Source organism: Burkholderia sp. Ap-955 (assembly GCF_011753045.1).
GTDB lineage: Bacteria > Pseudomonadota > Gammaproteobacteria > Burkholderiales > Burkholderiaceae > Burkholderia > Burkholderia lata_D.
This window is the reverse complement of record NZ_VWWH01000055.1, coordinates 1-25,725: the sequence shown is the minus strand read 5'-3', so window position 1 is coordinate 25,725 and position 25,725 is coordinate 1. Positions and strand designations below refer to the sequence as shown.

General features: G+C 63.8%; 27 protein-coding genes. 18 read left to right on the top strand and 9 right to left on the bottom strand.

Going from position 1 to position 25,725, the window contains the following annotated elements; translation table 11 throughout:
• Positions 1 to 59: 59 nt before the first annotated feature.
• The 15 genes from nuoG (at position 60) to F3J15_RS24655 (ending at position 14,973) form a co-directional block, all read left to right on the top strand.
• Positions 60 to 2,390: an NADH-quinone oxidoreductase subunit NuoG gene (nuoG, locus tag F3J15_RS24725; RefSeq protein ID WP_166894610.1), complete on the top strand. Its 2,331-nt coding sequence runs from the start codon at positions 60 to 62 to the stop codon at positions 2,388 to 2,390.
• Positions 2,391 to 3,458, top strand: coding sequence for an NADH-quinone oxidoreductase subunit NuoH (nuoH, locus tag F3J15_RS24720; RefSeq protein WP_011352696.1), 1,068 nt, complete (start codon positions 2,391 to 2,393; stop codon positions 3,456 to 3,458).
• A 12-nt stretch (positions 3,459 to 3,470) separates the two neighbouring features.
• The gene (nuoI, locus tag F3J15_RS24715; protein ID WP_069248466.1) at positions 3,471 to 3,959 is read left to right on the top strand and encodes an NADH-quinone oxidoreductase subunit NuoI; all 489 of its coding nucleotides are present in this window, start codon (positions 3,471 to 3,473) and stop codon (positions 3,957 to 3,959) included.
• 112 nt (positions 3,960 to 4,071) lie between these two features.
• Positions 4,072 to 4,722, top strand: a complete 651-nt coding sequence (locus F3J15_RS24710) for an NADH-quinone oxidoreductase subunit J (RefSeq protein ID WP_046544750.1) — start codon at positions 4,072 to 4,074, stop codon at positions 4,720 to 4,722.
• 17 nt (positions 4,723 to 4,739) lie between these two features.
• Positions 4,740 to 5,045 carry an NADH-quinone oxidoreductase subunit NuoK gene (gene nuoK, locus F3J15_RS24705; RefSeq protein WP_006478272.1) on the top strand — a complete coding sequence of 102 codons (306 nt, stop codon included), beginning with the start codon at positions 4,740 to 4,742 and terminating at the stop codon, positions 5,043 to 5,045.
• Positions 5,046 to 5,062: 17 nt separating this feature from the next.
• Positions 5,063 to 7,117, top strand: a complete 2,055-nt coding sequence (gene nuoL, locus F3J15_RS24700) for an NADH-quinone oxidoreductase subunit L (protein WP_039370608.1) — start codon at positions 5,063 to 5,065, stop codon at positions 7,115 to 7,117.
• A gap of 16 nt (positions 7,118 to 7,133) precedes the next feature.
• Positions 7,134 to 8,624, top strand: coding sequence for an NADH-quinone oxidoreductase subunit M (locus tag F3J15_RS24695; RefSeq protein ID WP_089484335.1), 1,491 nt, complete (start codon positions 7,134 to 7,136; stop codon positions 8,622 to 8,624).
• A 36-nt stretch (positions 8,625 to 8,660) separates the two neighbouring features.
• The gene (gene nuoN, locus F3J15_RS24690; RefSeq protein WP_174944551.1) at positions 8,661 to 10,115 is read left to right on the top strand and encodes an NADH-quinone oxidoreductase subunit NuoN; all 1,455 of its coding nucleotides are present in this window, start codon (positions 8,661 to 8,663) and stop codon (positions 10,113 to 10,115) included.
• On the top strand, positions 10,115 to 10,411 hold the full coding sequence (locus tag F3J15_RS24685; protein ID WP_039370614.1) for a DUF2818 family protein: 297 nt from the start codon (positions 10,115 to 10,117) through the stop codon (positions 10,409 to 10,411). The genes nuoN and F3J15_RS24685 overlap by 1 nt, the downstream gene beginning before the upstream one ends.
• Before the next feature lie 36 nt (positions 10,412 to 10,447).
• The gene (locus F3J15_RS24680; RefSeq protein ID WP_166894606.1) at positions 10,448 to 11,038 is read left to right on the top strand and encodes an NUDIX hydrolase; all 591 of its coding nucleotides are present in this window, start codon (positions 10,448 to 10,450) and stop codon (positions 11,036 to 11,038) included.
• Positions 11,039 to 11,174: 136 nt separating this feature from the next.
• Positions 11,175 to 11,597, top strand: a complete 423-nt coding sequence (locus F3J15_RS24675) for a DUF1178 family protein (RefSeq protein ID WP_069248463.1) — start codon at positions 11,175 to 11,177, stop codon at positions 11,595 to 11,597.
• Positions 11,598 to 11,651: 54 nt separating this feature from the next.
• On the top strand, positions 11,652 to 12,848 hold the full coding sequence (locus tag F3J15_RS24670; RefSeq protein ID WP_166894604.1) for an acyl-CoA dehydrogenase family protein: 1,197 nt from the start codon (positions 11,652 to 11,654) through the stop codon (positions 12,846 to 12,848).
• 19 nt (positions 12,849 to 12,867) lie between these two features.
• The gene (locus tag F3J15_RS24665; RefSeq protein WP_166894603.1) at positions 12,868 to 14,001 is read left to right on the top strand and encodes an acyl-CoA dehydrogenase; all 1,134 of its coding nucleotides are present in this window, start codon (positions 12,868 to 12,870) and stop codon (positions 13,999 to 14,001) included.
• Between the two features lie 37 nt (positions 14,002 to 14,038).
• Positions 14,039 to 14,500 (top strand): MaoC family dehydratase, encoded by a 462-nt coding sequence (locus F3J15_RS24660; RefSeq protein ID WP_166894601.1) that lies wholly within the window; start codon positions 14,039 to 14,041, stop codon positions 14,498 to 14,500.
• The gene (locus F3J15_RS24655; protein ID WP_089446107.1) at positions 14,497 to 14,973 is read left to right on the top strand and encodes a MaoC family dehydratase; all 477 of its coding nucleotides are present in this window, start codon (positions 14,497 to 14,499) and stop codon (positions 14,971 to 14,973) included. The genes F3J15_RS24660 and F3J15_RS24655 overlap by 4 nt, the downstream gene beginning before the upstream one ends.
• A 47-nt stretch (positions 14,974 to 15,020) precedes the next feature.
• On the opposite strand, the gene F3J15_RS24650 is transcribed toward F3J15_RS24655, so the two are convergent.
• On the bottom strand, positions 15,021 to 15,713 hold the full coding sequence (locus tag F3J15_RS24650; protein ID WP_089446106.1) for a glutathione binding-like protein: 693 nt from the start codon (positions 15,711 to 15,713) through the stop codon (positions 15,021 to 15,023).
• A 238-nt stretch (positions 15,714 to 15,951) separates the two neighbouring features.
• The gene (locus F3J15_RS24645; protein ID WP_069248459.1) at positions 15,952 to 16,743 is read right to left on the bottom strand and encodes an enoyl-CoA hydratase; all 792 of its coding nucleotides are present in this window, start codon (positions 16,741 to 16,743) and stop codon (positions 15,952 to 15,954) included.
• 202 nt (positions 16,744 to 16,945) lie between these two features.
• On the opposite strand from F3J15_RS24645, the gene F3J15_RS24640 reads away from it, so the two are divergent.
• Positions 16,946 to 17,602, top strand: coding sequence for a glutathione S-transferase (locus F3J15_RS24640; protein ID WP_089484331.1), 657 nt, complete (start codon positions 16,946 to 16,948; stop codon positions 17,600 to 17,602).
• A gap of 42 nt (positions 17,603 to 17,644) precedes the next feature.
• On the opposite strand, the gene F3J15_RS24635 is transcribed toward F3J15_RS24640, so the two are convergent.
• Both F3J15_RS24635 and F3J15_RS24630 read right to left on the bottom strand, forming a co-directional pair.
• Positions 17,645 to 18,817 carry a pyridoxal phosphate-dependent aminotransferase gene (locus tag F3J15_RS24635; protein WP_069248457.1) on the bottom strand — a complete coding sequence of 391 codons (1,173 nt, stop codon included), beginning with the start codon at positions 18,815 to 18,817 and terminating at the stop codon, positions 17,645 to 17,647.
• 33 nt (positions 18,818 to 18,850) lie between these two features.
• A complete protein-coding gene (locus tag F3J15_RS24630; RefSeq protein ID WP_166894599.1) occupies positions 18,851 to 19,348 on the bottom strand; it encodes a putative toxin-antitoxin system toxin component, PIN family in 498 nt (165 codons plus the stop codon).
• A gap of 57 nt (positions 19,349 to 19,405) precedes the next feature.
• On the opposite strand from F3J15_RS24630, the gene yaaA reads away from it, so the two are divergent.
• Both yaaA and F3J15_RS24620 read left to right on the top strand, forming a co-directional pair.
• Complete coding sequence (gene yaaA, locus F3J15_RS24625) at positions 19,406 to 20,188, top strand: peroxide stress protein YaaA (RefSeq protein ID WP_166894597.1); 783 nt, start codon at positions 19,406 to 19,408, stop codon at positions 20,186 to 20,188.
• 126 nt (positions 20,189 to 20,314) lie between these two features.
• Positions 20,315 to 21,469, top strand: a complete 1,155-nt coding sequence (locus tag F3J15_RS24620) for a M14-type cytosolic carboxypeptidase (protein ID WP_089484327.1) — start codon at positions 20,315 to 20,317, stop codon at positions 21,467 to 21,469.
• Between the two features lie 83 nt (positions 21,470 to 21,552).
• Here the strand turns inward: F3J15_RS24620 and F3J15_RS24615 are convergent, their stop codons facing one another.
• The 5 genes from F3J15_RS24615 to F3J15_RS37580 form a co-directional block, all read right to left on the bottom strand.
• Positions 21,553 to 22,206, bottom strand: a complete 654-nt coding sequence (locus tag F3J15_RS24615) for a hypothetical protein (protein ID WP_089446100.1) — start codon at positions 22,204 to 22,206, stop codon at positions 21,553 to 21,555.
• A gap of 140 nt (positions 22,207 to 22,346) precedes the next feature.
• Positions 22,347 to 23,021: an energy-coupling factor ABC transporter permease gene (locus F3J15_RS24610; protein ID WP_011352675.1), complete on the bottom strand. Its 675-nt coding sequence runs from the start codon at positions 23,019 to 23,021 to the stop codon at positions 22,347 to 22,349.
• 75 nt (positions 23,022 to 23,096) lie between these two features.
• Positions 23,097 to 23,933 (bottom strand): response regulator transcription factor, encoded by an 837-nt coding sequence (locus F3J15_RS24605; protein ID WP_166894595.1) that lies wholly within the window; start codon positions 23,931 to 23,933, stop codon positions 23,097 to 23,099.
• Positions 23,934 to 24,145: 212 nt separating this feature from the next.
• Entirely contained in the window at positions 24,146 to 25,363 is a 1,218-nt protein-coding gene (locus F3J15_RS24600; protein ID WP_166894593.1) for a DUF2863 family protein, read from the bottom strand.
• Positions 25,364 to 25,523: 160 nt separating this feature from the next.
• Positions 25,524 to 25,725 (bottom strand): hypothetical protein (locus F3J15_RS37580; protein WP_205190941.1); only part of this gene is annotated, 202 nt, incomplete at its 5' end.

Below are 25,725 nucleotides of genomic sequence, written 5' to 3'. Positions count from 1 at the left end.
AGCGCACGGTCGGGCGAAGGCGCGAACGGGCGGAAATAGGTTAAGGACCATTCACCATCATGGTTGAACTTGAAATAGACGGCAAGAAGGTCGAGGTGCCCGAAGGCAGCATGGTGATCCAGGCTGCGCACAAGGCGGATACGTACATTCCTCACTTCTGCTATCACAAGAAACTGTCGGTTGCGGCCAACTGCCGGATGTGTCTCGTCGAAGTCGAGAAGATGCCGAAGGCCGTGCCTGCGTGCGCGACCCCCGTGTCGGCCGGCATGATCGTCCATACGCAATCCGACAAGGCCGTGAAGGCGCAGCAGTCGGTGATGGAATTCCTCCTCATCAACCACCCGCTCGACTGCCCGATCTGCGATCAGGGCGGCGAATGCCAGCTGCAGGATCTGGCGGTCGGCTACGGCAAGTCGTCGTCGCGCTACTCGGAAGAGAAGCGCGTGGTGTTCCACAAGAACGTGGGCCCGCTGATCTCGATGGAAGAAATGTCGCGCTGCATCCACTGCACGCGCTGCGTCCGCTTCGGCCAGGAAATCGCCGGCGTGATGGAGTTCGGCATGCTGGGCCGCGGCGAGCACTCGGAAATCACGACGTTCGTCGGCAAGACGGTCGATTCCGAAATGTCGGGCAACATGATCGACCTGTGCCCGGTCGGCGCGCTGACCAGCAAGCCGTTCCGCTACAGCGCCCGTACGTGGGAACTGTCGCGCCGCAAGTCGGTGAGCCCGCACGATTCCGTCGGCGCGAACCTCGTCGTGCAGGTGAAGAACAATCGCGTGATGCGCGTGCTGCCGTTCGAGAACGAAGCCATCAACGAATGCTGGATCTCGGACAAGGATCGCTTCTCGTATGAAGGCCTCAACAGCGAAGAGCGCCTGACGAAGCCGATGCTGAAGCAGGGCGGCCAGTGGATCGAAACCGACTGGCAGACCGCACTCGAATACGTCGCGAAGGGCCTGAAGGGCATCGCCGCGGATCACGGCGCGAACGCGCTGGCGATGCTCGCGAGCGCGCACAGCACGGCCGAAGAGCTGTTCCTCGTGAAGCAGCTCGCCAACGAACTGAAGACGCCGAACGTCGACTTCCGTCTGCGTCAGCAGGATTTCTCGGCGCCGGTCCAGGGCGCACCGTGGCTCGGCATGCCGATCGCCGACCTGTCGAACGTGGACGCCGCGTTCGTCGTCGGTTCGTTCCTGCGCCGCGACCACCCGCTGTTCGCCGCTCGCCTGCGTCAGGCCGCGAAGAACGGCGCGAAGCTGCACTTCCTGCACGCGACCGGTGACGACGCCCTGATCCCGACCGCGCAGCGCATCGTTGCTGCACCGTCGGCATGGCTCGACCAGTTGGCCGGCATCGCAGCGGCCGTCGCGCAACTGCGCGGCGTCGCACTGCCCGACACGCTCGCGGGCGTCACGGCATCGCCGGCCGCGCAGGCTGTCGCCCAGTCGCTCGCGAACGGTGAACGCCGCGCGGTGCTGCTCGGCAACGTCGCGGTCCGCCATCCGGAATTCGCCAAGCTGCACGCCGTCGCCAAGTGGATCGCCGACAACACCGGCGCCACGTTCGGCTTCCTGACGGAAGCGGCGAACACGGTCGGCGCGCACGTCGTCGGCGCACTGCCGGGCGAAGGCGGCCTGAACGCGCGCGAAGCGTTCGCGCAGCCGCGCAAGGGCTACGTGCTGCTGAACGTCGAACCGGAATTCGACATCGCCGATCCGGCGCAGGCGCTTGCCGCGCTGAACCAGGCTGAGATGGTCGTCGTGATGTCGCCGTTCAAGCATGGCCTCGACTACGCCGACGTGCTGCTGCCGGTTGCGCCGTTCACGGAAACGGCCGGTACGTTCGTCAACGCCGAAGGCACCGTGCAGAGCTTCAACGGCGTCGTGCGTCCGCTCGGCGACACGCGTCCGGGCTGGAAGGTGCTGCGCGTGCTCGGCAGCCTGCTCGGCCTGCCGAACTTCGAATACGAGACCGCGGAAGAAGTGCGTCTCGCCGCGCTCGGCGACGCTGGCGTCGCGAGCCGCCTGTCGAACCAGGCGTCGGTCGCACCGGCTCGTGCTGCAGCGAATGCCGCGAACGGCGGCTTCGAGCGCCTGGCCGATGTGCCGATCTATCACGCCGACGCACTCGTGCGCCGCGCAGGTGCACTGCACCTGACGGCTGCCGCGAAGGCGGCGAATGCCGCAGCCCTGCCGGCCGCGCTGTTCGACAAGCTGGGCTTGAAGGAAGGCGACGCGGTGCGCGTGCGCCAGGGCGAGCGTGCGGTGCAGTTGCCGGCCGTGCGCGACGCGAATCTTGCGGAGACCGTCGTTCGCGTGTCGGCGGCAACGCCTGCCGGCGCAGCGCTCGGCAGCCTGTCCGGTGAACTGGTGGTGGAGAAGGCGTAAATGAGCTTGTTCGATACGATCAACGCGGGCGGGTCCCAGCTTCTCGGCTTCGCATGGCCGACGGTGTGGGCAATCGTGCGCATCCTCGTCGTCTCCGTCGTCATCCTGCTGTGCGTCGCGTACCTGATTCTGTGGGAACGCAAGCTGATCGGCTGGATGCACGTGCGTCTCGGCCCGAACCGCGTCGGCCCCGGCGGCTTGCTGCAGCCGATCGCCGACGTGCTGAAGCTGCTGCTGAAGGAAGTCATTCAGCCGAGCGCCGCCAGCCGCTGGCTGTACCTGATCGCGCCGGTGATGACCGTCGTGCCGGCGTTCGCCGTGTGGGCCGTGATCCCATTCCAGGCCGAAGCGGTCCTCGCGAACGTGAACGCGGGCCTGCTGTACGCGATGGCGATCTCGTCGATCGGCGTGTACGCGGTGATTCTCGCAGGCTGGGCATCGAACTCGAAGTACGCGTTCCTCGGTGCGATGCGCGCCGCGGCACAGATGGTGTCGTACGAAATCTCGATGGGCTTCGCGCTGGTGCTGGTGCTGATGACGGCCGGCAGCCTGAACCTGTCGGAAATCGTCGGTTCACAGCAGCACGGCTTCTTCGCGGGCCACGGCGTGAACTTCCTGTCGTGGAACTGGCTGCCGCTGCTGCCGGCGTTCGTCGTGTACTTCATCTCGGGCATCGCCGAAACGAACCGCCACCCGTTCGACGTGGTGGAAGGGGAGTCGGAAATCGTTGCCGGTCACATGATCGATTACTCGGGTATGGCGTTCGCGCTGTTCTTCCTCGCCGAGTACATCAACATGATCGTGATCTCGGCACTGACCGCGACGCTGTTCCTCGGCGGCTGGGATGCACCGTTCGAATTCCTGTCGTTCATTCCGGGCATCTTCTGGCTGGTGCTGAAGATATTCGCGCTGCTGTCGGTGTTCATCTGGGTTCGCGCGACGTTCCCGCGTTTCCGTTACGACCAGATCATGCGCTTGGGCTGGAAGGTGTTCCTGCCCGTCACGGTGGTCTGGGTGGTCGTGGTCGGCTTCTGGATGATGTCGCCGCTCAACATCTGGGTGAAGTAATCGGACGAAATCATGAGCGCAATCCAACACTTCTTTAAGACCTTCTTCCTGACCGAGCTCCTGCAGGGGCTCGCGCTGACCGGCCGTTACACGTTCAAGCGCAAGGTCACCGTGCAGTTCCCGGAAGAAAAGACGCCGATTTCGCCGCGTTTCCGCGGACTGCACGCACTGCGCCGCTACGAAAACGGCGAAGAGCGCTGCATCGCGTGCAAGCTGTGCGAGGCCGTGTGCCCCGCGCTGGCGATCACGATCGAGTCGGAAACGCGCGCGGACAACACGCGCCGCACGACGCGCTACGACATCGACCTGACGAAATGCATCTTCTGCGGTTTCTGCGAAGAGAGCTGCCCGGTCGATTCGATCGTCGAGACGCAGATTCTCGAGTACCACGGCGAAAAGCGCGGCGACCTGTATTTCACGAAGGAAATGCTGCTTGCGGTGGGCGATCGCTACGAGAAGGACATCGCAGCGGCGAAGGCTGCCGACGCGCCGTATCGTTGATTGTGTTTGCAGTGCCGGCCCGAAGCCAGGGCCGAGCCGCCGCGACGGGTGCGGCACGCGAGAGCGTCCCGCAAGCCGCGCCTGACTATGGCCTAACGATGAACCGGTAATCATGGAATTCACGACCGTACTGTTCTACATCTTCGCGCTGCTCCTGGTGGTATCAGGGCTGAAGGTGATCACTTCGCGCAACCCGGTGGCGTCTGCGCTTTTCCTTGTGCTGGCGTTCTTCAACGCCGCCGCGATCTGGATGCTGCTGGAAGCGGAGTTCCTCGCGATCCTGCTGGTGCTGGTCTATGTGGGCGCCGTGATGGTGCTGTTCCTGTTCGTCGTGATGATGCTGGACATCAACATCGACTACCTGCGCCGCGACTTCAAGCGCTTCGTTCCGATGGCGACCGTGGTCGGCGCGATCATCGTGATCGAAACCGCGCTGATCCTGTGGCGCGGCTACGGCGACACGCAGACGGTGCACGCGATGGCGACGGGCGAGATGGCCAACTGGTCGAACACGCGCCTGATCGGCAAGGTGATCTACACCGACTACATCTTCGCGTTTGAAATCGCCGGCCTCGTGCTGCTGGTCGCGATCATTGCCGCGATCGGGCTGACCGAGCGCAAGGGCAAGGACAGCAAGCGCCAGCGTGTATCGGATCAGGTGAAGGTGCGCCGCAACGACCGCGTGCGCCTCGTGAAGATGGAAGCGGAAAAGCCGCAGCCGGAAACGGCGCAGAGCGAAGCCGGTTCGGGCACCAACGGCTAAGCGGAGGAAAAGAAAACATGCTGACTCTTGCTCATTACCTCGTGCTCGGCGCGATCCTCTTTGCGATCGCGATCGTCGGGATTTTCCTGAACCGCCGCAACGTCATCATCATCCTGATGTCGATCGAACTGATGCTGCTGGCGGTGAACACCAACTTCGTCGCGTTTTCGCATTACCTCGGCGATGTGCACGGCCAGATCTTCGTGTTCTTCGTGCTGACCGTCGCCGCAGCGGAAGCCGCGATCGGCCTCGCGATTCTGGTGACCCTGTTCCGTAAGCTCGACACGATCAATGTCGAGGATCTCGATCAGCTCAAAGGTTAATTTCAGGCAACGCTGTTATGTCAACGACACTCAATGAAAACCTGCTGCTGGCGATTCCGCTCGCTCCGCTGGCCGGCTCGCTGATTGCGGGGCTGTTCGGGAACGCAGTCGGGCGCAAGGGCGCACACCGGATCACGATCCTCGGTGTAATGATCGCGTTCCTCCTGTCGGCGAAAGTCTTCTTCGACGTGATGGGCGGCGCAAGCTTCAACGCGACCGTCTACGAATGGATGAACGTCGGCTCGCTGAAGCTCGAAGTCGGCTTCCTCGTCGATTCGCTGACCGCGATGATGATGGTCGTCGTGACCTTCGTCTCGCTGATGGTGCACGTATATACGATCGGCTACATGGCGGAAGAAGACGGCTACCAGCGCTTCTTCTCGTACATCTCGCTGTTCACGTTCTCGATGCTGATGCTCGTGATGAGCAACAACTTCCTGCAGCTGTTCTTCGGCTGGGAAGCGGTGGGTCTGGTGTCGTACCTGCTGATCGGCTTCTACTTCACGCGTGAGAGCGCGATCTACGCGAACATGAAGGCGTTCCTCGTGAACCGCGTGGGCGACTTCGGCTTCCTGCTCGGCATCGGCCTGCTGCTCGCATTCGCCGGCTCGATGAACTACGGCGAAGTGTTCGCAAAGCGCGCGGAACTCGCGAGCCTGCACTTCCCGGGCACCGACTGGGGCCTGCTGACCGTTGCCTGTATCTGCCTGTTCATCGGCGCGATGGGTAAGTCGGCACAGTTCCCGCTGCACGTGTGGCTGCCGGACTCGATGGAAGGCCCGACCCCGATCTCCGCGCTGATTCACGCGGCGACGATGGTGACCGCCGGCATCTTCATGGTGTCGCGCATGTCGCCGCTGTTCGAGCTGTCGGATACCGCGCTGTCGTTCATCACGGTGATCGGCGCGATCACGGCGCTCTTCATGGGCTTCCTCGGCATCGTCCAGAACGACATCAAGCGCGTGGTCGCGTACTCGACGCTGTCGCAGCTCGGCTACATGACCGTCGCGCTCGGCGTGTCCGCTTACCCGGTCGCCGTGTTCCACCTGATGACGCACGCGTTCTTCAAGGCGCTGCTGTTCCTCGGCGCCGGCTCGGTCATCATGGGCATGCACCACGACCAGGACATGCGCAACATGGGCGGCCTGCGCAAGTACATGCCGATCACGTGGATTACGTCGCTCGTCGGTTCGCTCGCGCTGATCGGCACGCCGTTCTTCTCGGGCTTCTATTCGAAGGACTCGATCATCGACGCGGTGAAGCTGTCGCACCTGCCGGGTTCGGGCTTCGCGTACTTCGCGGTCGTCGCGAGCGTGTTCGTCACGGCGCTGTACTCGTTCCGCATGTACTTCCTGGTGTTCCACGGCGAAGAGCGCTTCCGCAAGCCGAAGCATCCGGAATCGCCGATGGGCATGGCGGCCGCGCACGGCCACGACGATCACGGCCATGGCCACGGTCATGACGACCATGCGCACGAACCGCACGAGACCCCGTGGGTCGTGTGGGTGCCGCTGGTCCTGCTGGCGATCCCGTCGGTCATCATCGGCGCGATCGCGATCAGCCCGATGCTGTTCGGCGACTTCTTCCAGCACGGCGTTGCATTCGACAAGGTGATCTTCATCGGCGAAAACCATCCGGCACTGGCCGAGATGGCCGAAGAGTTCCACGGCTGGGTGGGCATGGGCCTGCACTCGGTGTCGGGCCTGCCGGTCTGGCTCGCGCTCGCCGGTGTCGTTGTCGCATGGTTCCTGTACCTGAAGCGTCCGGAACTGCCGGCGTCGATCCGCCGCGCGTTCGGCCCGATCTACACGCTGCTGGACAACAAGTACTACATGGACAAGATCAACGAAGTGGTGTTCGCCCGTGGTTCGGTGGCGATCGGCCGCGGCCTGTGGAAGGAAGGTGACGTCGTGGTGATCGACGGCCTCGTCAACGGCAGCGCCCGGTTCATCGGCTGGTTCGCCGGCGTGATCCGCTTCCTCCAATCCGGTTACATCTATCACTACGCGTTCGCCATGATCATCGGCATGCTGGGGCTCCTGACCCTGTTTGTAACGCTCGGCGGCAAATAAGGCGGGGGACAACTTAATGCACGCTTTTCCGATTCTCAGTACCGCGATCTGGCTGCCGATCGTTTTCGGCCTCCTCGTGCTTGCGGTGGGTAACGACAAAAATCCGGGGACGGCCCGCTGGATCGCGCTGATCGGTTCGCTGCTCGGCCTGGCGGTCACGATCCCGCTGATCACGGGCTTCGACTCGAGCACGGCTGCACTGCAGTTCGTCGAGAAGTCGACCTGGATCGAACGCTTCGACATCGCGTATCACCTCGGCGTCGACGGCATCTCGATGTGGTTCGTCGTGCTGACCGCGCTGATCACGGTGATCGTCGTGATCGCCGCATGGGAAGTGATCACCGAGAACGTCGCGCAGTACCTCGCGGCGTTCCTGATCCTGTCCGGGATCATGATCGGCGTATTCTCGGCGGCCGACGGCCTGCTGTTCTACGTGTTCTTCGAAGCGACCCTGATCCCGATGTACATCATCATCGGCGTGTGGGGTGGCCCGAACCGCGTGTATGCGGCATTCAAGTTCTTCCTGTACACGCTGGCCGGCTCGCTGCTGATGCTGGTCGCGCTGATCTACCTGTACACGGAAACGCATTCGTTCGACCTCGCGACGTGGCAGAACGCCAAGATCGCGATGACGCCGCAGATACTGTTGTTCATCGCGTTCTTCCTCGCGTTTGCAGTGAAGGTGCCGATGTGGCCGGTCCACACCTGGCTGCCGGACGCACACGTGGAAGCGCCGACGGGTGGCTCGGTCGTGCTGGCTGCGATCATGCTGAAGCTCGGCGCATACGGTTTCCTGCGCTTCTCGCTGCCGATCACGCCTGACGCGAGCCACTTCCTGGCACCCGTCGTGATCACGCTGTCGCTGATCGCGGTGATCTACATCGGCCTCGTCGCGATGGTGCAGGCCGACATGAAGAAGCTGGTCGCGTATTCGTCGATCGCGCACATGGGCTTCGTCACGCTCGGCTTCTTCATCTTCAACCAGCTCGGCGTCGAAGGCGCGATCATCCAGATGATCTCGCACGGCTTCGTGTCGGGCGCGATGTTCCTCTGTATCGGCGTGCTGTACGACCGCGTGCACTCGCGCCAGATCGCCGACTACGGTGGCGTCGTCAACGTGATGCCGAAGTTCGCGGCCTTCGCGATGCTGTTCTCGATGGCCAACTGCGGCCTGCCGGGTACGTCGGGTTTCGTCGGCGAGTTCATGGTGATTCTCGCGGCCGTCCAGTACAACTTCTGGATCGCATTCGGCGCGGCATTCACGCTGATCCTCGGCGCTGCCTACACGCTGTGGATGTACAAGCGCGTGTACTTCGGCGCGGTTGCGAACGATCACGTCGCCAAGCTGAAGGACATCGGCCGTCGCGAATTCCTGATGCTGGCTGTGCTCGCCGCGTTCACGATGCTGATGGGCCTGTATCCGAAGCCTTTCACCGACGTGATGCACGTTTCCGTGGAAAACCTCCTCTCCCATGTCGCGCAGTCGAAGCTGCCGCTGGCCCAGTAATCGCGAGCGGAGGAACTCAAGATCATGAACGCTCCTATGAATGTCCTGTTGCCTGACGCGCTGGTGATGGCCGCCATCGTCGTCGCATGGCTGAACGACACCTTTACCGGTGCTTCCGGCCGCCGCCTGACTTATCTGATCGCGGTCGTATCGTCGGTTGTCGCCGGCGTGTGGTTCGCGGTGCAGGCACTCGATCCGCAGCAGTACTACTTCTTCTCGAAGATGGTCGTCGTCGACTCGTTCGCGAGCATGATGAAGGCGGTCGTGTCGTTCGGTTTCGCGGTCTCGCTCGTCTATTCGCGCAAGTACCTCGAAGATCGCGACATGTTCCGCGGCGACGTGTTCCTGCTCGGCATGTTCTCGCTGCTCGGTCAGCTGGTCATGGTGTCGGGCAACAACTTCCTGACGCTGTACCTCGGTCTCGAACTGATGTCGCTGTCGCTGTATGCCGTCATCGCGCTGCGCCGCGATGCCGCGCAGTCGAGCGAAGCCGCGATGAAGTACTACGTGCTGGGCGCGCTTGCGTCGGGCTTCGTGCTGTACGGCATCTCGATGCTCTACGGTGCGACCGGCTCGCTCGAGCTGGGCGAGGTGTACAAGGCGGTCGGCGGCAACACCGATGCAGCCGTGCTGATGTTCGGCGTGGTCTTCATCGTCGCCGGTATCGCGTTCAAGCTCGGCGCCGTGCCGTTCCACATGTGGGTGCCGGACGTTTATCAAGGCGCACCGACCGCGATGACGCTGTTCGTCGGCGGCGGCCCGAAGGTTGCCGCGTTCGCGTGGGGCCTGCGCTTCCTGGTGATGGGCCTGCTGCCGCTCGCACAGAACTGGCAGACCGCACTCGTGATCCTGGCTGCACTGTCGCTGATCGTCGGCAACATCACGGGTATCGTCCAGCGCAACATCAAGCGGATGCTTGCGTACTCGGCGATCTCGAACATGGGCTTCGTGCTGCTCGGCCTGCTCGCGGGCATCGTGAAGGGCGACGCAACGGCACCGGCGAACGCATACAGCTCGGCGATGTTCTACGCGATCGTCTACCTGATCACGACGCTCGGCTCGTTCGGCGTGGTGATGCTGCTCGCACGCCGCGATTTCGAAGCCGAAACGATCGACGACTTCAAGGGCCTCAACAAGCGCAGCCCGGTGTTCGCGTTCGTGATGATGGTCATGATGTTCTCGCTGGCAGGCATTCCGCCGACCGTCGGCTTCTACGCGAAGCTCGCCGTGCTCGAGGCAACCGTCAACGCGGGCCTCACGTGGCTGGCCGTGCTGGCCGTGATCACGTCGCTGTTCGGCGCGTTCTACTACCTGCGCATCGTGAAGCTGATGTACTTCGATGCACCGCAGGATACGACGCCGATTTCGGGCGATTTCTGCAAGCGTACGATCCTCGTGCTGAACGGCCTGGCGGTCGTCGCGCTCGGCCTGATCCCGAGCCCGCTGCTGACGGCCTGCCTGCAGGCAATTCGTCACACGCTGCCGCTGTAATGTCGGCAGCCGGCTGGTTTATCGTGCTGTTGGCGCTCGTCTGCGCCAACCTGCCGTTCCTGAACCAACGCCTCTTCGCCGTCGTGCCGTTCGGCGCGGCGAAGAAGAGCGGGTGGGTGCGGATCGGCGAGCTGATCGTGCTGTACTTCATCGTTGGCGCGCTCGGCTTCTGGCTCGAGTCGCGCGCCGGCAACCGCTTCGAACAGGGCTGGCAGTTCTACGCGATCACGTTCAGTTTGTTCGTCGTGTTCGCGTTTCCCGGCTTCACGTTCCAATATCTCGTCAAACGACGCTGACGGCTTCGGCCGTCGCGCTCATTCCCGGAGCCGCCGATGGCCGAACTACCCAATCACGACGCCGCACTGACCGAAACCTGCCTCGAAAGCGAGGCGATCTTCGACGGCGCGTTCCTCAAGCTCAAGCGCGATACCGTCCGTCTGCCGGATGGCAAGAAGGCCACGCGCGAATACGTCCAGCATCCGGGCGCGGTGATGGTGATCCCGCTGTTCGACGACGGCCGCGTGCTGATGGAAAGCCAGTATCGCTACCCGATCGGCAAGGTGATGGCCGAATTTCCGGCCGGCAAGCTCGATCCGAACGAAGGCGCGCTCGCATGCGCGGTGCGCGAACTGCGTGAAGAAACCGGCTACACGGCGCGCGAATACGTGTTCCTGGCCCGGATTCATCCGATCATTTCCTATTCGACCGAATTCATCGACCTGTATCTGGCGCGCGGGCTGACGGCCGGCGAGCGCAAGCTCGACGAAGGCGAATTCCTCGAAACCTTCACCGCGACGCAGGCCGACCTGCAGGAATGGGTGCGTACGGGCCAGATTACCGACGTGAAGACGATCATCGGCACGATGTGGCTCGACAAGGTGTTGTCGGGCACGTGGCCGCTCGGGCCGGTCGTGATGCCCTGAGCGCGGCGTCAGCGGCGGGTGGGACGCCGCGTTACAATCCGGTGACGCGGCGCCGCCGCGTCGCGCGATCGGAATTTAGCACGATCGTTCACAAAACCGTTTTTTGCGCTACACTCGTCACACGCCCTGATTCAGCATGAAGGTCCTCGATTTACAGTGCCCGCACGGTCATCGGTTCGAAGGCTGGTTCGCTTCCGCCGATGAATTCGAAGCGCAGTTGTCCCGCAAGCTGGTCGAATGTCCGGTGTGCGGAACGACCGAGGTCAACCGTCTGCCGTCGGCGCCGCGCCTGAACCTGTCGGGCGCGACGCAGGCACAGCCGGTCGATTCGCGTGCACTGCAGGCGCAGGTAATGCGTGCGCTGCGCGAGGTGCTGGAGAAAACCGAGAATGTGGGCGAGCGCTTCGCCGAGGAAGCGCGGCGCATCCATTACAACGAGGCGCCGGCACGCAGCATTCGTGGCGTCACGACGCTCGAAGATGCGCAATCCTTGGCCGAAGAAGGCATCGACGTGATGCCGCTGCCGATTCCTGCCGCGCTGAAAGAACCACTGCAATGACCTATGCAGTGAGTCCTTGCCGGGCCGGACGGCTGCGGACAGGAGACACTGCGCATGGATCTGGATTATTCCCCCTCGGACGACGCGTTCCGCGTCGACGTCCGCGCCTGGCTTGAGGCCAACCTGCCTCACGCACTGCGCGCCAAAGTACTCGATCACAAACGACTCGATCGCGAGGATTTCGCGAGCTGGCACCGGATTCTCGGTCAGCGCGGCTGGTCTGCGCCCGCATGGCCCGTCGAATACGGCGGCCCGGGCTGGAACGCGACGCAACGACACATCTGGGACGAAGAATGCGCGCGGATCGGTGCGCCGACCGTGCTGCCGTTCGGCGTATCGATGGTTGCACCCGTGTTGATGAAATACGGCAGCGAAGCGCAGAAACGTCATTATCTGCCGCGCATTCTCGACGGCTCGGACTGGTGGTGCCAGGGCTATTCGGAGCCGGGTTCGGGATCCGACCTCGCCTCGTTGCGCACGCGCGCGGAGCGCCAGGGCGACCACTACGTCGTCAATGGCCAGAAGACCTGGACAACGCTCGGCCAGTACGCCGACATGATGTTCTGCCTCGTGCGCACCGATCCGGCCGCGAAGAAACAGGAAGGCATCTCGTTCCTGCTGATCGACATGAAGGCGCCCGGCATCACGGTGCGCCCGATCGTCATGCTCGACGAGGACCATGAGGTCAACGAGGTGTTCTTCGAGGACGTGAAGGTGCCGGTCGAGAATCTCGTCGGCGACGAGAACCGCGGCTGGACCTACGCGAAATACCTGCTTGGCCATGAGCGCACCGGCATCGCGCGCGTCGGCGCGTCGAAGCGCGAGCTCGCGTTCCTGAAGCGTGTGGCGTCGAACCAGCGCAAGAACGGCAAGCCGTTGCTCGCCGATCCCGTGTTCGCCGCGAAGGTCGCGGCGCTCGAGGTCGAGCTGATGGCGCTGGAGGTGACGGTGCTGCGCGTCGTCAGCCGCGAGACGAGCGGCAAGGGGCCCGGCCCCGAGGCGTCGATGCTGAAGATCAAGGGCACCGAAGTGCAGCAGGCGCTCACCGAGCTGATGGTCGACGCGATCGGCCCGCTCGCCGCACCGTTCGACGTACCGTTCCTCGACGGCCAGCGCGAGCACAGCATCGCGGGCGACGACGATGCGGCACCCCTTGCCGCGTACTACTTCAATTACCGGAAGACGTCGATCTACGGCGGCTCGAACGAGATCCAGAAGAACATCATCGCGCAGATGATTCTGGGGCTGTGATCAGGGAACGGAGACAACCATGGATTTCAGCTTTACCGATGAGCAGCAGCAGTTTGCCGACGCGCTGCGCCGTTATCTCGGCGAGCAATACGGCTTCGAAGCGCGCCAGGCAATCGTGCGCAGCGATGCGGGCGTGTCGGACACGCAATGGAGCGCGTTCGCCGAACTGGGGTTGACCGCGCTGCCCGTGCCGGACGCGCAGGGTGGCTTCGGCGGCGGCCCGGTCGACATGCTGGTCGTGATGCAGGAACTCGGCCGTGCGCTCGTGATCGAGCCGTACTGGGCAACGGCGGTGGGCGTCGAGGCCTTGCGCATTGCCGGTTCCGGCGCGGGTGAGGATGCGGCGCTGCTGGAAGCCGTCGCGCAGGGGCACAAGCGTGTGGCAGTCGCATTCCACGAACCGCATGCGCGCTACGACCTGTTCGAACTCGACACGCACGCGCGCGAGCAGGGCGGCACGTACCGGCTGACCGGCACGAAATCGGTCGTTCAGCATGGCGCACAGTCGGATGCGTGGATCGTGCCCGCACGCGTCGACGGGGGCGGCATCGGCCTCTTCGTCGTCGAGCGGGACGCCGCGAACGCGAAGGTGGTCGACTACCGGACGATCGACGGCCAGCGTGCCGCGACGATCGGGTTCGATGAAACGCCGGCGCGACTGCTGACGGGCGGTACGCGCGACGCCGCAGCCCTCGAGCAGGTTGCCGATTACGCGACGTTCCTGCTGTGCGCGGAAGCGGTCGGCGTGCTCGACGAACTGAATCGCGCGACGGTCGAATACACGAAGACACGCGAACAGTTCGGCGTGCCGATCGCGCGTTTCCAGGCGCTGCAGCACCGGATGGTCGACATGCTGATCCATGCCGAGCAGGCGCGTTCGCTGACCTACCTGGCAGCCGTACGCTACGCGAGCGGCGATGCCGATGCGCGGCGCAAGGCGGTGTCGGCTGCGAAAGCGCGTGTCGGCGCCGCCGCGCGCTTCGTCGGCCAACAGGCCGTCCAATTGCACGGCGGCATGGGTGTGACCAACGAGGTCGCCGCCGCGCACCTGTTCAAGCGGCTGACGATCATCGAGACGACGCTCGGCGACACCGATCATCATCTTGCCCGCATCGCGGCGCTGCCCGATTTCGCGCAGACCGACGCGGCATGACGGCGATGCGCAAGCGCACCAACGAAGGAGACACCTAGTGGGCATCAGTTACGAAGACCTGGTGGTCGGCAGTACCACCGAAGTGGGCCGTTACACGTTCGAACCGGACGACATCAAGGCGTTCGCGCAACGCTACGACCCGCAGCCGTTCCACCTCGACGAAGAAGCCGGGAAAGCATCGCATTTCGGCGGGCTCGTCGCGAGCGGCTGGCATACGTGTTCGGTGTTCATGAGCCTGCTCATCAAGAAGCTCGGGTCGGACTCGACGAGCATGGGCTCTCCCGGCATCGATTCGATCCGTTGGCTCAAGCCGGTGCGCGCCGGCGACACGATCACGATGTATCAGAAGGTCCACGACAAGCGCGTATCGGAAAGCAAGCCCGACCGCGGCATCGTGTCGACGGAGTGGGTCGGCGTGAACAGCGCTGGCGAGACGGTGATCACTGTACATACCAAGGTGATCTTCGGGCTGCGCCATCCGGGAGGCACGCACGCATGACCGACGTGACCTTGCCGCTGATCGCATCGGCGCAGGCGCTGCAGGCGCGAGTCGGCGTAGAGCCGCTCGCGAGCGGCTGGATCGCGATCGACCAGCGTCGTGTCGATGGCTTTGCCGATGCGACCGGCGATCATCAATGGATTCACGTCGATCCCGAACGCGCGCGGCGCGAGTCGCCATTCGGCGGCCCGATCGCGCACGGGTTCCTGACGCTGTCGCTGATTCCGGCGTTGATGGCCGACGCGATGCGTTTCGAGCAGAAGATGGGTGTCAACTACGGACTGAACCGCGTGCGGTTCCTGAAGCCGGTGCCAGTCGGTGCGCGTGTGCGTGCGCTGTTTGCGGTAAAGGAAACCGCCGAGGCCGCGCGGGACGGTGTGCAGGTGACGTGGTCGGTGACGGTGCAGGTCGAGCGTCCCGATGTGCCGCTGCCAGTCTGCGCGGCGGAATTCATCACGCTGCATTACTTCTGAAGCGGGGAGCGGCATGCACGGATGCCGCTCCGCCCGTCACATGCGTGTCAGTGCTTCGCGTATTGCGTCGCGCCGAACAGCACTTCGCGTGCCTTGTCGTCCTGCAGCGCCTTGCGCATCGACGCGAGCACTTCGACACCGCGTTGCACGGCCGGTCGCGCGGCGATCGCGTCGTACCAGCGCTTCACGTTCGGCAACTCGTCGAGCACGATGCCCTGGTTCTGCCACGAGCGCGTCCACGGGAACGTCGCAATGTCCGCGATCGTGTACGCGTCGCCCGCGAGATATTCGGATTCGCCGAGGCGCTTGTCCATCACGTTGTACAGGCGCTTTGCCTCGTTCGTGTAGCGGTTGACCGCATACTCGATCTTCTCCGGCGCATACAGGCGGAAGTGGTGCGCCTGCCCGAGCATCGGGCCGACGCCGCCCATCTGGAACATCAGCCATTCGAGCGTCGCGTAGCGTGCGGCCGGATCGGTCGGCAGGAACTTGCCGGTCTTCTCCGCGAGGTAGATCAGGATCGCGCCCGATTCGAACAGCGAGATCGGCGTGCCGCCGGGGCCGTCCGGATCGACGATCGCGGGGATCTTGTTGTTCGGGCTGATCTTCAGGAATTCCGGCTTGAACTGGTCGCCTGCGCCGATATCGACCGGATGGGCACGATAAGCGAGGCCCGTTTCCTCGAGCATGATGTGCACTTTGTGGCCGTTCGGGGTCGCCCAGCTATAGACGTCGATCATCGTGAACTCCTTGGTTGCATGCGCGAAAACGGCGCAGGCAGCGCCGCGACAGGCGGTTATTAGAGCATGGATCGATGGGGGCTGCCGGCGACGGAAATGTGCGTGCCGATGCGTGTGTTGCATGACATGGCGCCGGGGGCGATTGCGTATTGTCCCGAGTCGTCGAGAGGGAGGCGTCGCCGCGCCGCACCGGGTCGATGCGGTGGCAATGCTTCAATTCGATAGCTGGTGCGACAGTTCAGCGCTTGTAGCGGGGCGGGCGTTTCTCGAGAAATGCGGTGATGCCTTCGAGCCCGTCCGCATGATGCAGCGATGCGACGAAATGATCGCGCTCCGTGGCGAGATGCGCGTCGAGCGGTTGCGTCGTCGCGTCGTCGAGCAGCGACTTGATGCGCGTGAGTGCGTTCGGCGAGATGCCGGCGAGCGCATCGGCCCATGCCAGTGCGTCGGTCAGTGCCGCGCCGGGCACGGCGAGCCGGTTGACGACGCCGAGCGTGTGCAGACGTTCGGCTGCAACGGGCTTGCCTTCGAACAGGATCTCGGCTGCGATCGCACGCGGCAGCGCGCGGGCGATGAACCACGAACCGCCCCCATCGGGCGTCAGGCCGACACGCGCGTACGACATCACGAACTTCGCATCGTGCGCGGCGACGATCAGGTCGCACGCGAGCGCGAGCGAGAAGCCCGCGCCGGCCGCGGCGCCTTCGACTGCTGCGATCACCGGCTTCGTCGAAGCGTGGATCGCCGTTACCCATGCGGCGAGCTGATCGATGCTGTCGGCCTGGTAGGACGGATCCTTCGAGCGGTTGTCGAGCAGCCGGTTCAGATTGCCGCCTGCGCAGAAGAAGCGATCGGCGCCGGTGAGTACGACCGCGCGAATCCCGGGATCCCGTTCGGCGGTGGCGAGCGCTTCGATGCCGGCCGCGTACATGTCGGGATGCAGCGCATTGCGCGCGCCGGGGTTGGATAGTGTGAGGACGAGCGTCGATTCGCTCTCGGGCGGACGCGAGGCCAGCAGTTCAGCACTCATGCGAGCGTGTCTCCATCGGATGGCAGGGCTGCGGCAGCGGACACATAGCGCATGCTAATGCGGACGATGTCGTAGCAGAGGTATTGTTGTCGTGGCGGACGCAAAACTTGCTTTAGACTAGCACGAACGTGCTTTTCAGCGCGATGAATCCCGATGCGGCCGACATCGATGCGGCCGCGCGTCGGCAAGGAAGGAGACTCCGATGCTACAGCTGTGCGGTATCCCGTTGTCCAACTATTACAACAAGGTGAAGTTCGTCCTGCTCGAGCACGACATTCCGTTCGAGGAGTCGGTATGCGGATTGCCGGTCGTCGATCCGGCACAGCTCGCCGATTCGCCGCTCGGCAAGATTCCCTTTCTGAAGACCGAGGAAGGCGCGCTGTTCGAGTCGCAGGTGATCATCGAGTACCTGGCGGCGCGCTATCCCGAAAAAGGCATTTTCCCGGCGAGCCCGTTCGCGGCCGCGAAGGTACGCGAACTGATCGAGACGCTCGAACTGTATCTCGAATGGATGGCGCGCGAGGTTTACACCGAAGCGTTTTTCGGCGGCAAGGTCAGCGACGGGATGAAGGCGCACGTCGAGAAGCGCCTGCCGCGCGCGATCGATGGATTCAAGCAGATGACGCAGTTTTCGCCGTATGTGCTCGGCGAGTCGTTCGGCCTCGCGGACATCGCCGCGTGGGTCCATCTGCCGGTCATCGGCATGGCGACGAAAGCCGTATTCGGACGCGATTTCCTGCTCGATGCAGGCATCGACTGGAAGGCGCATGCGAAGAAGGTGGGCGAGCGCCCAGCCGCACAGCGCGTGGCGGCGGAGCGCAAGGCGTATATCGACGCGACGAACGTCGCGCGTTCGTAAGCGTGGTTCCCGCAGGGCGGTGTGCGACCGCCCGTGCAGGTCTTACAGGCGGGCGAGCCGTTCGAGCGCGGACGCGAGCGTGCTTTCCTGCTTCGCGAAGCAGAATCGGACGACGCCCGATTCGTGCGGCTCGTGATAGAACGCCGACACCGGAATGGCGGCCACGCCGATCTCCGACGTGAGCCACTTCGAGAATTCCGCTTCCGGCAGGTCGCTGATCGCCGAATAATCGACGCACTGGAAGTACGTGCCCGTGCAGGGCAGCAGCTTGAAGCGGGTGCGCTCGAGGCCAGCCCGGAAGAAGTCGCGCTTCTTCTGGTAGAAGCCGGCAAGCGTCAGGTACGGCGCCGGGTCGCGCAGGTAGTCGGCGAGCCCGATCTGCATCGGCGTGTTCACCGTGAACACATTGAACTGGTGGACCTTGCGGAATTCCGCGGTCAGCGCGGCAGGCGCCGCGACATAGCCGACCTTCCAGCCTGTCACGTGATAGGTCTTGCCGAAGCTCGACACGATGAAGCTGCGCGCGGCGAGTTCCGGATAGCGCGCGACGCTCTCGTGGCGCGCGCCGTCATAGACCATGTGCTCGTAGACCTCGTCGGACAGGATCAGCACGTTGGTGCCGCGCACGATCTCCTCGAGCTTGCGCATGTCCGACTCGCGCCACACGGTACCCGTCGGGTTATGGGGCGTATTGATCAGGATCATGCGCGTTTTCGGCGTGATCGCGGCCGCCAGGCGGTCGAACGGGATTGCGTAGTCGGGCGCTTCCAGCGTGACGAACACGGGCTTGCCGCCCGCGAGCTCGATCGACGGCAGGTAGCTGTCGTAGGTCGGTTCGACGACGATCACTTCATCACCCGGATGCACCGTGCACATGATCGCGGTCAGCAACGCCTGCGTCGCGCCGGCCGTGACGGTGATTTCGGTCGCCGGATCGTAACGCCGGCCGTAGACCTGCGCGATCTTGTCTGCGATCGCGTCGCGCAGCGGCGCGACTCCGGCCATCGGCGGATACTGGTTGTGCCCGTTGCGCATCGCGGCGGCAACCGCATCGACGATGCGCGGATCGCAGTCGAAATCCGGAAAGCCCTGGCCGAGGTTCACCGCGCCTTTTTCTGCGGCAAGCGCGCTCATGACCGTGAAGATCGTCGTGCCGACGTTCGGCAGGCGCGAGGGGAAAACGGGGGTCGTTGGCATGTCTGAAGGAGCGTTCATCGATACGGTCGAAATCGGGTGGAGCGGCGTAGGTCAGGCCGGCGTGGTCGTCGTGTCCGGCGCGGCGTCGAGCGAGCAGGCCTCGGTAAATGGCGCGGGCTGCGCGATCCGGAAGCCGAAGTCGCGTGCGGTGCGCTTCGCGAGCTTCAGCAGCGCGCGGTCTTTCGACACGAGCCACTCAACCTGGGCGGCGCGGGCGAGTTCGAGAAACTTCTGGTCGTCGCGGTCCTTGCATTTCGGCAACGGCGGCGCACCGGCGTCGACGGGCGGCGGCTCGACGAGGTTCGCGAGCCGGGCGACGGTCGCGAGTGCGGCCGCCTTGTCGATGGCGCGCGACTGGAATTGCGGATAGTCGAGCACGTATTCGAGCTCGGTCAGGCAGCGGCCGTCGATCACGGCGGCAAGCGCGCCGCTTTCCAGCGCGGCCCGGATCGGGCGCGTAGCGGGGTCGTCGAATACGAGGATGTCGATCCAGACGTTCGAGTCGAGCACGACGCGATGTGCGGCATGCGGGGCGAGAGAGCGGGTCATTCGTTACAATCGGTGGTTTTCGTCTGACCGCAAGGCACGGCGTGCCAGCGAGCCTCTATGATAATCGTTCTCTCTCCAGCCAAATCCCTCGACTACGATACGCCCGCGCACGTCCAGTCTTACACGAAGCCTGCATTCGTCGACGACGCGTCCGAGCTGATCGACGGCCTGCGCAAGCTGTCGCCGCAGGACATCGCGACACTGATGGATATCTCCGATCCGCTCGCGCGCCTGAATTTCCAGCGCTTCGCCGACTGGTCGTCGACCTTCACGCCGGCCAACGCGAAGCAGGCCGTGCTCGCGTTCAACGGCGACGTCTATGAAGGTTTCGACGCGAAATCGCTGTCGTCCGCCGATCTCGACTATGCGCAGCAGCACGTGCGCGTGCTGTCGGGCCTGTACGGACTGCTGCGTCCGCTCGACCTGCTGCAGCCGTACCGGCTCGAGATGGGCACGCGCTTCGCGAACGCGCGCGGCAAGGATCTGTACGCGTTCTGGGGCGACCGCATCACGCGGGCACTGAACGAACAGCTCGAAACGCGCAGCGGCGCGGCGCGCGTGCTGGTCAACTGCGCGTCGACCGAATACTTCAAGTCGGTCAAGCCGAAGCTGCTGGCCGCACCGGTCATCACGCCGGTGTTCGAGGACTGGAAGGGTGGCCGCTACAAGATCATCAGCTTCCATGCGAAGCGTGCGCGCGGTCTGATGGCGCGCTTTATCGTCGAGAAACGTATTACCGACCCGAAGGCGCTGAAGGATTTCGCGACGGAAGGCTATGCGTTCGATGCGGCGGCGTCGAACGATTCGACTTACGTATATCGCCGGCGAGTCGGCGAGTGACCCTGCCGGCCGTTCACGAGACGGCCGGCGCATGCATGAGGCCGGGCAAGCACTACACCGCCTGTTCCGGTCGCCAGCTCGGCGTTAGCGCTAAAGCGCTAACGCCGGTCGACAAAGGAGAGACAGATGGCCCTTTCGATCACCAGCAATTTCGACGCAGGCGCAATCGACGTCGTGTCGTGCGACAGTCCCGATGCGATTCGGCTGCGCGTGCGCGGCGACACCCGCTCGGAATTCGCGCAATGGTTTTACTACCGCTTGACGGGCGCGCGTGGCGAGCGCTGCGTGATGACGTTCGAGAATGCGGCTGAATGCGCATATCCGTCGGGCTGGCGCAATTACAGCGCGGTGGCGAGCTACGACCGGGTCGACTGGTTCCGCGTGCCGACGACGTTCGACGGCAAGACGATGACCATCGACCATACACCGGAATTCGACAGCATCTACTACGCGTATTTCGAACCGTACTCGGAAGAACGTCACGCGGCATTTCTCGGCGCGGTCCAGCAGTTGCCGCAGGCGAGCGTCGTCGAACTCGGCCGCACGGTCGAGGGCCGTCCGATGTCGCTGCTGACGCTCGGTACGCCGGAAACCGACGGCGCGCCGAAGAAGAAGGTGTGGATCATCGCGCGCCAGCATCCTGGCGAGTCGATGGCCGAATGGTTCGTCGAAGGCCTCGTCAAGCGGCTGGCCGGATGGGGCGACTGGGCGGGCGATCCGGTCGCGCGCAAGCTGTACGATCGTGCGACGTTCCATATCGTCCCGAACATGAACCCGGACGGCAGCGTGCATGGCAACCTGCGCACCAATGCGGCAGGCGCGAACCTGAACCGCGAGTGGATGGCGCCCGATGCCGAGCGCAGCCCCGAGGTGCTGGCCGTGCGCGATGCAATCCATGCGATCGGCTGCGACATGTTCTTCGACATTCACGGCGACGAGGATCTGCCGTACGTGTTCGTTGCCGGGTCCGAGATGCTGCCGAGCTTTACCGAACAGCAGGGCAAGGAGCAGACCGCGTTCATCGAAGCGTTCAAGGTCGCGAGCCCCGACTTCCAGACTGAGCACGGCTATGCCGCGAGCAAGTACAAGGAGGACGCGCTCAAGCTCGCGTCGAAGTACATCGGCCACCAGTTCGGCTGTCTGTCGCTGACGCTCGAGATGCCGTTCAAGGACAACGCAAACCTGCCCGACGAACGTGTCGGCTGGAACGGCGAGCGAAGCGCGGCGCTTGGCGCGGCGATGCTGGCGGCGATCCTGGTGCACGTCGACACGTTCGCGTAAGCGTAGCGTCGCCGTATGAAAAAAGCCGGGGCATCTCAGGATGCCCCGGCTTTTTTTACTTCTGTGGATGTCGCTTCGTCGTATCAGGACTTCTTCGCGGTCTTCTTCACGACCTTCTTCTGGCCGCTCGACTTTTTCGTTGCGACGGCCTTCTTGCTGCCGGTACGGCCCGATGCCTTGGCCTTGCCCTTGCCTCGGTGCGACTTGCCCTTGAATTTCTTCGTCGAGGACGAGGAGCGCTCGACGCGCGGCTTAAGCGGCGGGACCGGGTCGTTCCAGCTGAACGCGAGCATTTGTTGACCGACATAGCCGCATCGGAATTTCAGCGGCGTCGGGTCGCTGCCGTCGCTGTGGACGCCGAGGCCGTCGACGGTGACGATATTGTCGACCTTCACGCGCTGCTTGCCCTGGTCGAACGAGTCGTTCCACGGTGTGATCGTCGCGTTGCCGCTGTCGAATGCGTTCGGCGCGAAGTCGACGCGGTCGAAGGCCGACGACGTGCTGGCGATGAAACTGCCGTGCGCTGCACAATCGGCGGCGAGCGGATCGGCATGCATTTCGTTGACGAACTTGTTGATCAGTTCGGAGCGCTGGTCGAGCAGATCGGCGAATGCCGGTGTCGGAAGCGCAAGCGACAGGCCCGCAATACAGGCTGCCAGCTTGCCGAGCGCCCGGAAAATCCGGAGCGACGCAGGAGAGCTGTCCATCTGGTTATTGGTGAGGAGCGAATGAGACATCGGGCACGTATAGATGCCCGATGAAGAACCGGAGTTCAATCTTAGCGTAAAAAAGTTGTGCGGCAGTAGATGTCGCACTCTGCCGCACTGAGCGAGGGACGGTCGGCACGTGACGACGGCGCCGCCGCCGGAGGGGCAATTCAGGCGCGCGGGCCGCCGAGACGATAGCGCCGGACGTCGAAGGTCGTGACCCACGCGGGACGATAGACGGCGATGAGCGCGGTCGCCATGCCGGTGAACCACGCTTCGCCGAGTGCAAGCAGCGCGGTGTTCAGCAGATAGCCGGCCGGAATCACGACGGGAACGCCATCCGCGAGCGCGAGCTGGACCCCGGCAGCGGCAGCGGCGACCGCGATGATCGCGATGGCCGGCGACAGGAATCCCTGGCCGGTAATGAACGACGCGAGATTGTGCGGCAACCATGCGAGTGCGGCGCGCTGCAGCAATGCCGACACGGCGACCGGCAGCGCGCCGTAGATCAGATAGGTCAGCCCAATGCCCTGCCAGGGCGCATCGAAGATGATCGCGGCGACCGCCGTGACGGCGCCCATCGCGATCAGTGCGAGTGTCCAGTCGAACAGCGTGACGAGCAGCGTCGCGCCAAGCAGATGCATGACGATGCCATCTTCGAGCCACGCATTCGAGGCCCAGAGGACCGCAATGGCGGTGACGAGCGCGAGCCACACGTGCTGGAGCGTGGCGTCCTGCAGGCGCACGAAGGGGCGATTCCAGATCGCGAGCGCGAGCAGGGCCACGGCGGCGATCCAGCCACCGATGCCAACCCAGAGCGGAAGCGGTGTGAAAAGAAAACCCATGCGTCCATATTACTCGTTGAGCATCAAAGGTGGGAATCAGCACACACCGACCGTCGCAATATCGAGACTGTTTGACTAGCGTTCGCGCCGGAACCGCGCCGGCGGCTCGGCGGCGATCGGCAGGTCCTGAGTGCTGTTGATCGAGGCCGGCAACGGGTACGGGCGGCCACTCCGTTGCGTACGCAGCGGAACCGGGCCCAGTTCGCCGATGGCCGGCGTGCGCGCACGACTGCGGTTCGCCAGCAACACCTCGAGGTGAGGCGACAGCCAGCCGTTGTAGATTGCGACCGCGGCGGCGCGGTTGGCGGCACCAAGCTGCTGGAAGATGCTGGCGAGGTGGATCTTGACGGTGCCTTCGCTGATGCCGAGTGTGCGGGCGATCATCTTGTTGGTGCTACCCATGTGGACGAAGCGCATGATCTGCGCTTGCCGCGGCGACAGGAGGCCGCTCGGTGGCCGGCGGGGAAGCGACCCGGCGAGCGTCTGAAAATGAGCATCGTAGCGCGCCGCAGCAGTAGAGGGCAGCAGGCGGAGCGCAATCGGCGGAATGTAATGCCCGCCCAGCAGCACGATCTCGAGCGCACGCACGATCAGGTGTGGCCGCGTGGAATGCGGGATCACGCCGGCGACACCGTAGTTGAAGAAGCGCTGGATGGCTTCGGGCGATGTTTCGTCGACCAGGACGGCTACGGGTGTCGGCGAGCACGCGCTGCAGAGCGCCTGAAGCTCGCTGAGCCGGCCGACGTCGAGCCAGTCGATCGCGACCAGGTCGAAGCGCTGGTTGCGCAGCAGCCTGCGCGCCTGAAAACTGTCGGGCGCATCGTTGATGCCGGCGTGACGGTCGATCTGTCGCAACAGGGCCTTCAGTCCGTCACGCCGCTCGGCGTCTGAATTGAGCATCAGGAACCGCATATTCAACCTCCGTTATGTGAGCCATTGATCTGCCGTCTGGCATGTCTTGGGTCTGATGATGACAAAGACCTTACACGATGTCTGCTTGGCTGAAAGGCTTAGGAAAAGTATGAAATTTCGGGCGGCGGGAAGGCAGACAAGTAAAAAGCCGCTCCGGCGGGAACCGTGAGCGGCTTCAGATGGGCAGGCCGTCAGGCCTGCTGTGGTGCAGATTAGTGGAAGTGCGGCTGGGCGGGTGACGCGTCTTCCGGCATTTCCGCGTGGACGATTTCGCCGAGCGGATCTGCGTAGAGCGGCACGCCGCAGTCATCGCAATATTCGGGTTCGAAGCGGCCCGCGTGCCGCCGGACGTCGGTTACGCCGCATTCCTTCAGCAGGCTCACGATTTCCTCGACCGGTCCTTCGATCGGCGTTTCGCCTTCGAGCGTCGCACTTTCCATCGACACGTCGCCGTTTTCGCGACCGTAGAGCGGCCATACGACGCCGTAGATTACGTCGTTGCTGGCACGCCGTGTGAAGCCGACACGGTACTCGTCGATACGGCGTTCGCCGAAGCCGGCGACCACCGCGCGCAGCTCTTGCGGTGCTGCACCAAGTGTGTCGAATAGATAACGAATGGCCGTTCTTACCGTATGTGGACGGATACGTTCGTCCGCATCCCGGCAGGCCGAATAGTACGCGTCCGGAAGCAGGCATTCGAATTCGCAGCCGGGCAGCGCGATCGACAGGTTCGGGCCGCCTTGGGCCGTCCATTGCTCGAGGCACTGGCCGCGTTCGATCCGGCTGCCGTTTTCTTCTTCCTGCCAGCGGAACAGCGGTGCGCCGGCGGGGGCCGCAACGACGGCGAGCAGGAAGCGCGGGTCGGCCAGGATCGGCGAGGTTTCGGGCAGGTCGCCGAAGCTGAGCTTGGGCGTGTGCTGGCTGATCGCCCCATGCGCGAGCTGCTGGGCGAGCCGGTAGGTCTCGACGTGGTGTCGCGGCAACTGGTCGATGCTGTAGAGGAACGGGGCAAGCCCGACGAGGGTACCGTTCGCAAGGACGTGCGCTTGCAGGTGCGTTCGAAGCGCGTCGGCAACGTCGCCCTTGAGCGGGCCCGATGGAATCATGTAGCGCGTCCATGCGAGAACCGGGACGGCGACCAGCAGCGCATCGAACGGTTGGCCGTCGTGCTCGATTACCATCGACTCGCTGTGCGTCTCGGCCATGTCGGCGAGCGCGCCATAGGCGTCTGGATGATTCTGCTGCAGATGGTCGAGCGCTGCGTCGAGCGTGGTCTGGTTGCCGTTGCGGACAATCTTGGCGAGCAGCGCATCGAGCTTCGCTTCCCAGAAGCGGTCCTCGATGCGGCTGCCCGAGGCGAAGAGCGCAAGCGACAGGCCGACCAGTTTGTCGGCATCGGGGGGGAGGCGTTTGGCGATTCGCTGGCGCATATTAAAGACGTATATAGAAAGAGGCGAAGAACCTCGTATTCTAGTCCGTTCTTTGCACCATAAGCGGTCTCGTGCCGACGCATGGCCGGCCGGCCAAATTGCAGCTTTTGTAAAAAAGTTGCTTCAAACCCCTTGCGCAGATCGAAGAGGCTGCCTATAATCACGCCTCTTTCGCGCTAACGGAAACGCGGCGCGGGAGAAGGGAAGCAGGGTGGGTGGTGCGCTGGAGTCTGAGGCGCGCAGCCGGCCTGGAAGTTGAGCCCCGCAGTCGCAACGGCGCAGTAAAAAAGTTGTTGACGAACTGCGAAACACGGTTCATAATTTCGCTTCTCTGCTGCTGAAAACGCAGCGCTGCTGAGAAA

What these genes read in the sequence shown, in the direction of transcription:
- F3J15_RS24635 (WP_069248457.1), bottom strand. Translation starts at nt 18,817, where the DNA reads ATGAACGCTCCTTCAGACATGCCAACGACCCCCGTTTTCCCCTCGCGC.
- F3J15_RS24610 (WP_011352675.1), bottom strand. Translation starts at nt 23,021, where the DNA reads ATGGGTTTTCTTTTCACACCGCTTCCGCTCTGGGTTGGCATCGGTGGC.
- F3J15_RS24685 (WP_039370614.1), top strand. Translation starts at nt 10,115, where the DNA reads ATGTCGGCAGCCGGCTGGTTTATCGTGCTGTTGGCGCTCGTCTGCGCC.
- F3J15_RS24665 (WP_166894603.1), top strand. Translation starts at nt 12,868, where the DNA reads ATGGATTTCAGCTTTACCGATGAGCAGCAGCAGTTTGCCGACGCGCTG.
- F3J15_RS24640 (WP_089484331.1), top strand. Translation starts at nt 16,946, where the DNA reads ATGCTACAGCTGTGCGGTATCCCGTTGTCCAACTATTACAACAAGGTG.
- nuoL (WP_039370608.1), top strand. Translation starts at nt 5,063, where the DNA reads ATGTCAACGACACTCAATGAAAACCTGCTGCTGGCGATTCCGCTCGCT.
- yaaA (WP_166894597.1), top strand. Translation starts at nt 19,406, where the DNA reads ATGATAATCGTTCTCTCTCCAGCCAAATCCCTCGACTACGATACGCCC.
- F3J15_RS24655 (WP_089446107.1), top strand. Translation starts at nt 14,497, where the DNA reads ATGACCGACGTGACCTTGCCGCTGATCGCATCGGCGCAGGCGCTGCAG.
- F3J15_RS24650 (WP_089446106.1), bottom strand. Translation starts at nt 15,713, where the DNA reads ATGATCGACGTCTATAGCTGGGCGACCCCGAACGGCCACAAAGTGCAC.
- nuoN (WP_174944551.1), top strand. Translation starts at nt 8,661, where the DNA reads ATGAATGTCCTGTTGCCTGACGCGCTGGTGATGGCCGCCATCGTCGTC.
- F3J15_RS24620 (WP_089484327.1), top strand. Translation starts at nt 20,315, where the DNA reads ATGGCCCTTTCGATCACCAGCAATTTCGACGCAGGCGCAATCGACGTC.
- F3J15_RS24615 (WP_089446100.1), bottom strand. Translation starts at nt 22,206, where the DNA reads ATGTCTCATTCGCTCCTCACCAATAACCAGATGGACAGCTCTCCTGCG.
- nuoG (WP_166894610.1), top strand. Translation starts at nt 60, where the DNA reads ATGGTTGAACTTGAAATAGACGGCAAGAAGGTCGAGGTGCCCGAAGGC.
- F3J15_RS24630 (WP_166894599.1), bottom strand. Translation starts at nt 19,348, where the DNA reads ATGACCCGCTCTCTCGCCCCGCATGCCGCACATCGCGTCGTGCTCGAC.
- F3J15_RS24600 (WP_166894593.1), bottom strand. Translation starts at nt 25,363, where the DNA reads ATGCGCCAGCGAATCGCCAAACGCCTCCCCCCCGATGCCGACAAACTG.
- nuoK (WP_006478272.1), top strand. Translation starts at nt 4,740, where the DNA reads ATGCTGACTCTTGCTCATTACCTCGTGCTCGGCGCGATCCTCTTTGCG.
- F3J15_RS24675 (WP_069248463.1), top strand. Translation starts at nt 11,175, where the DNA reads ATGAAGGTCCTCGATTTACAGTGCCCGCACGGTCATCGGTTCGAAGGC.
- F3J15_RS24605 (WP_166894595.1), bottom strand. Translation starts at nt 23,933, where the DNA reads ATGCGGTTCCTGATGCTCAATTCAGACGCCGAGCGGCGTGACGGACTG.
- nuoI (WP_069248466.1), top strand. Translation starts at nt 3,471, where the DNA reads ATGAGCGCAATCCAACACTTCTTTAAGACCTTCTTCCTGACCGAGCTC.
- F3J15_RS24645 (WP_069248459.1), bottom strand. Translation starts at nt 16,743, where the DNA reads ATGAGTGCTGAACTGCTGGCCTCGCGTCCGCCCGAGAGCGAATCGACG.
- F3J15_RS24670 (WP_166894604.1), top strand. Translation starts at nt 11,652, where the DNA reads ATGGATCTGGATTATTCCCCCTCGGACGACGCGTTCCGCGTCGACGTC.
- F3J15_RS24695 (WP_089484335.1), top strand. Translation starts at nt 7,134, where the DNA reads ATGCACGCTTTTCCGATTCTCAGTACCGCGATCTGGCTGCCGATCGTT.
- F3J15_RS24710 (WP_046544750.1), top strand. Translation starts at nt 4,072, where the DNA reads ATGGAATTCACGACCGTACTGTTCTACATCTTCGCGCTGCTCCTGGTG.
- nuoH (WP_011352696.1), top strand. Translation starts at nt 2,391, where the DNA reads ATGAGCTTGTTCGATACGATCAACGCGGGCGGGTCCCAGCTTCTCGGC.
- F3J15_RS24680 (WP_166894606.1), top strand. Translation starts at nt 10,448, where the DNA reads ATGGCCGAACTACCCAATCACGACGCCGCACTGACCGAAACCTGCCTC.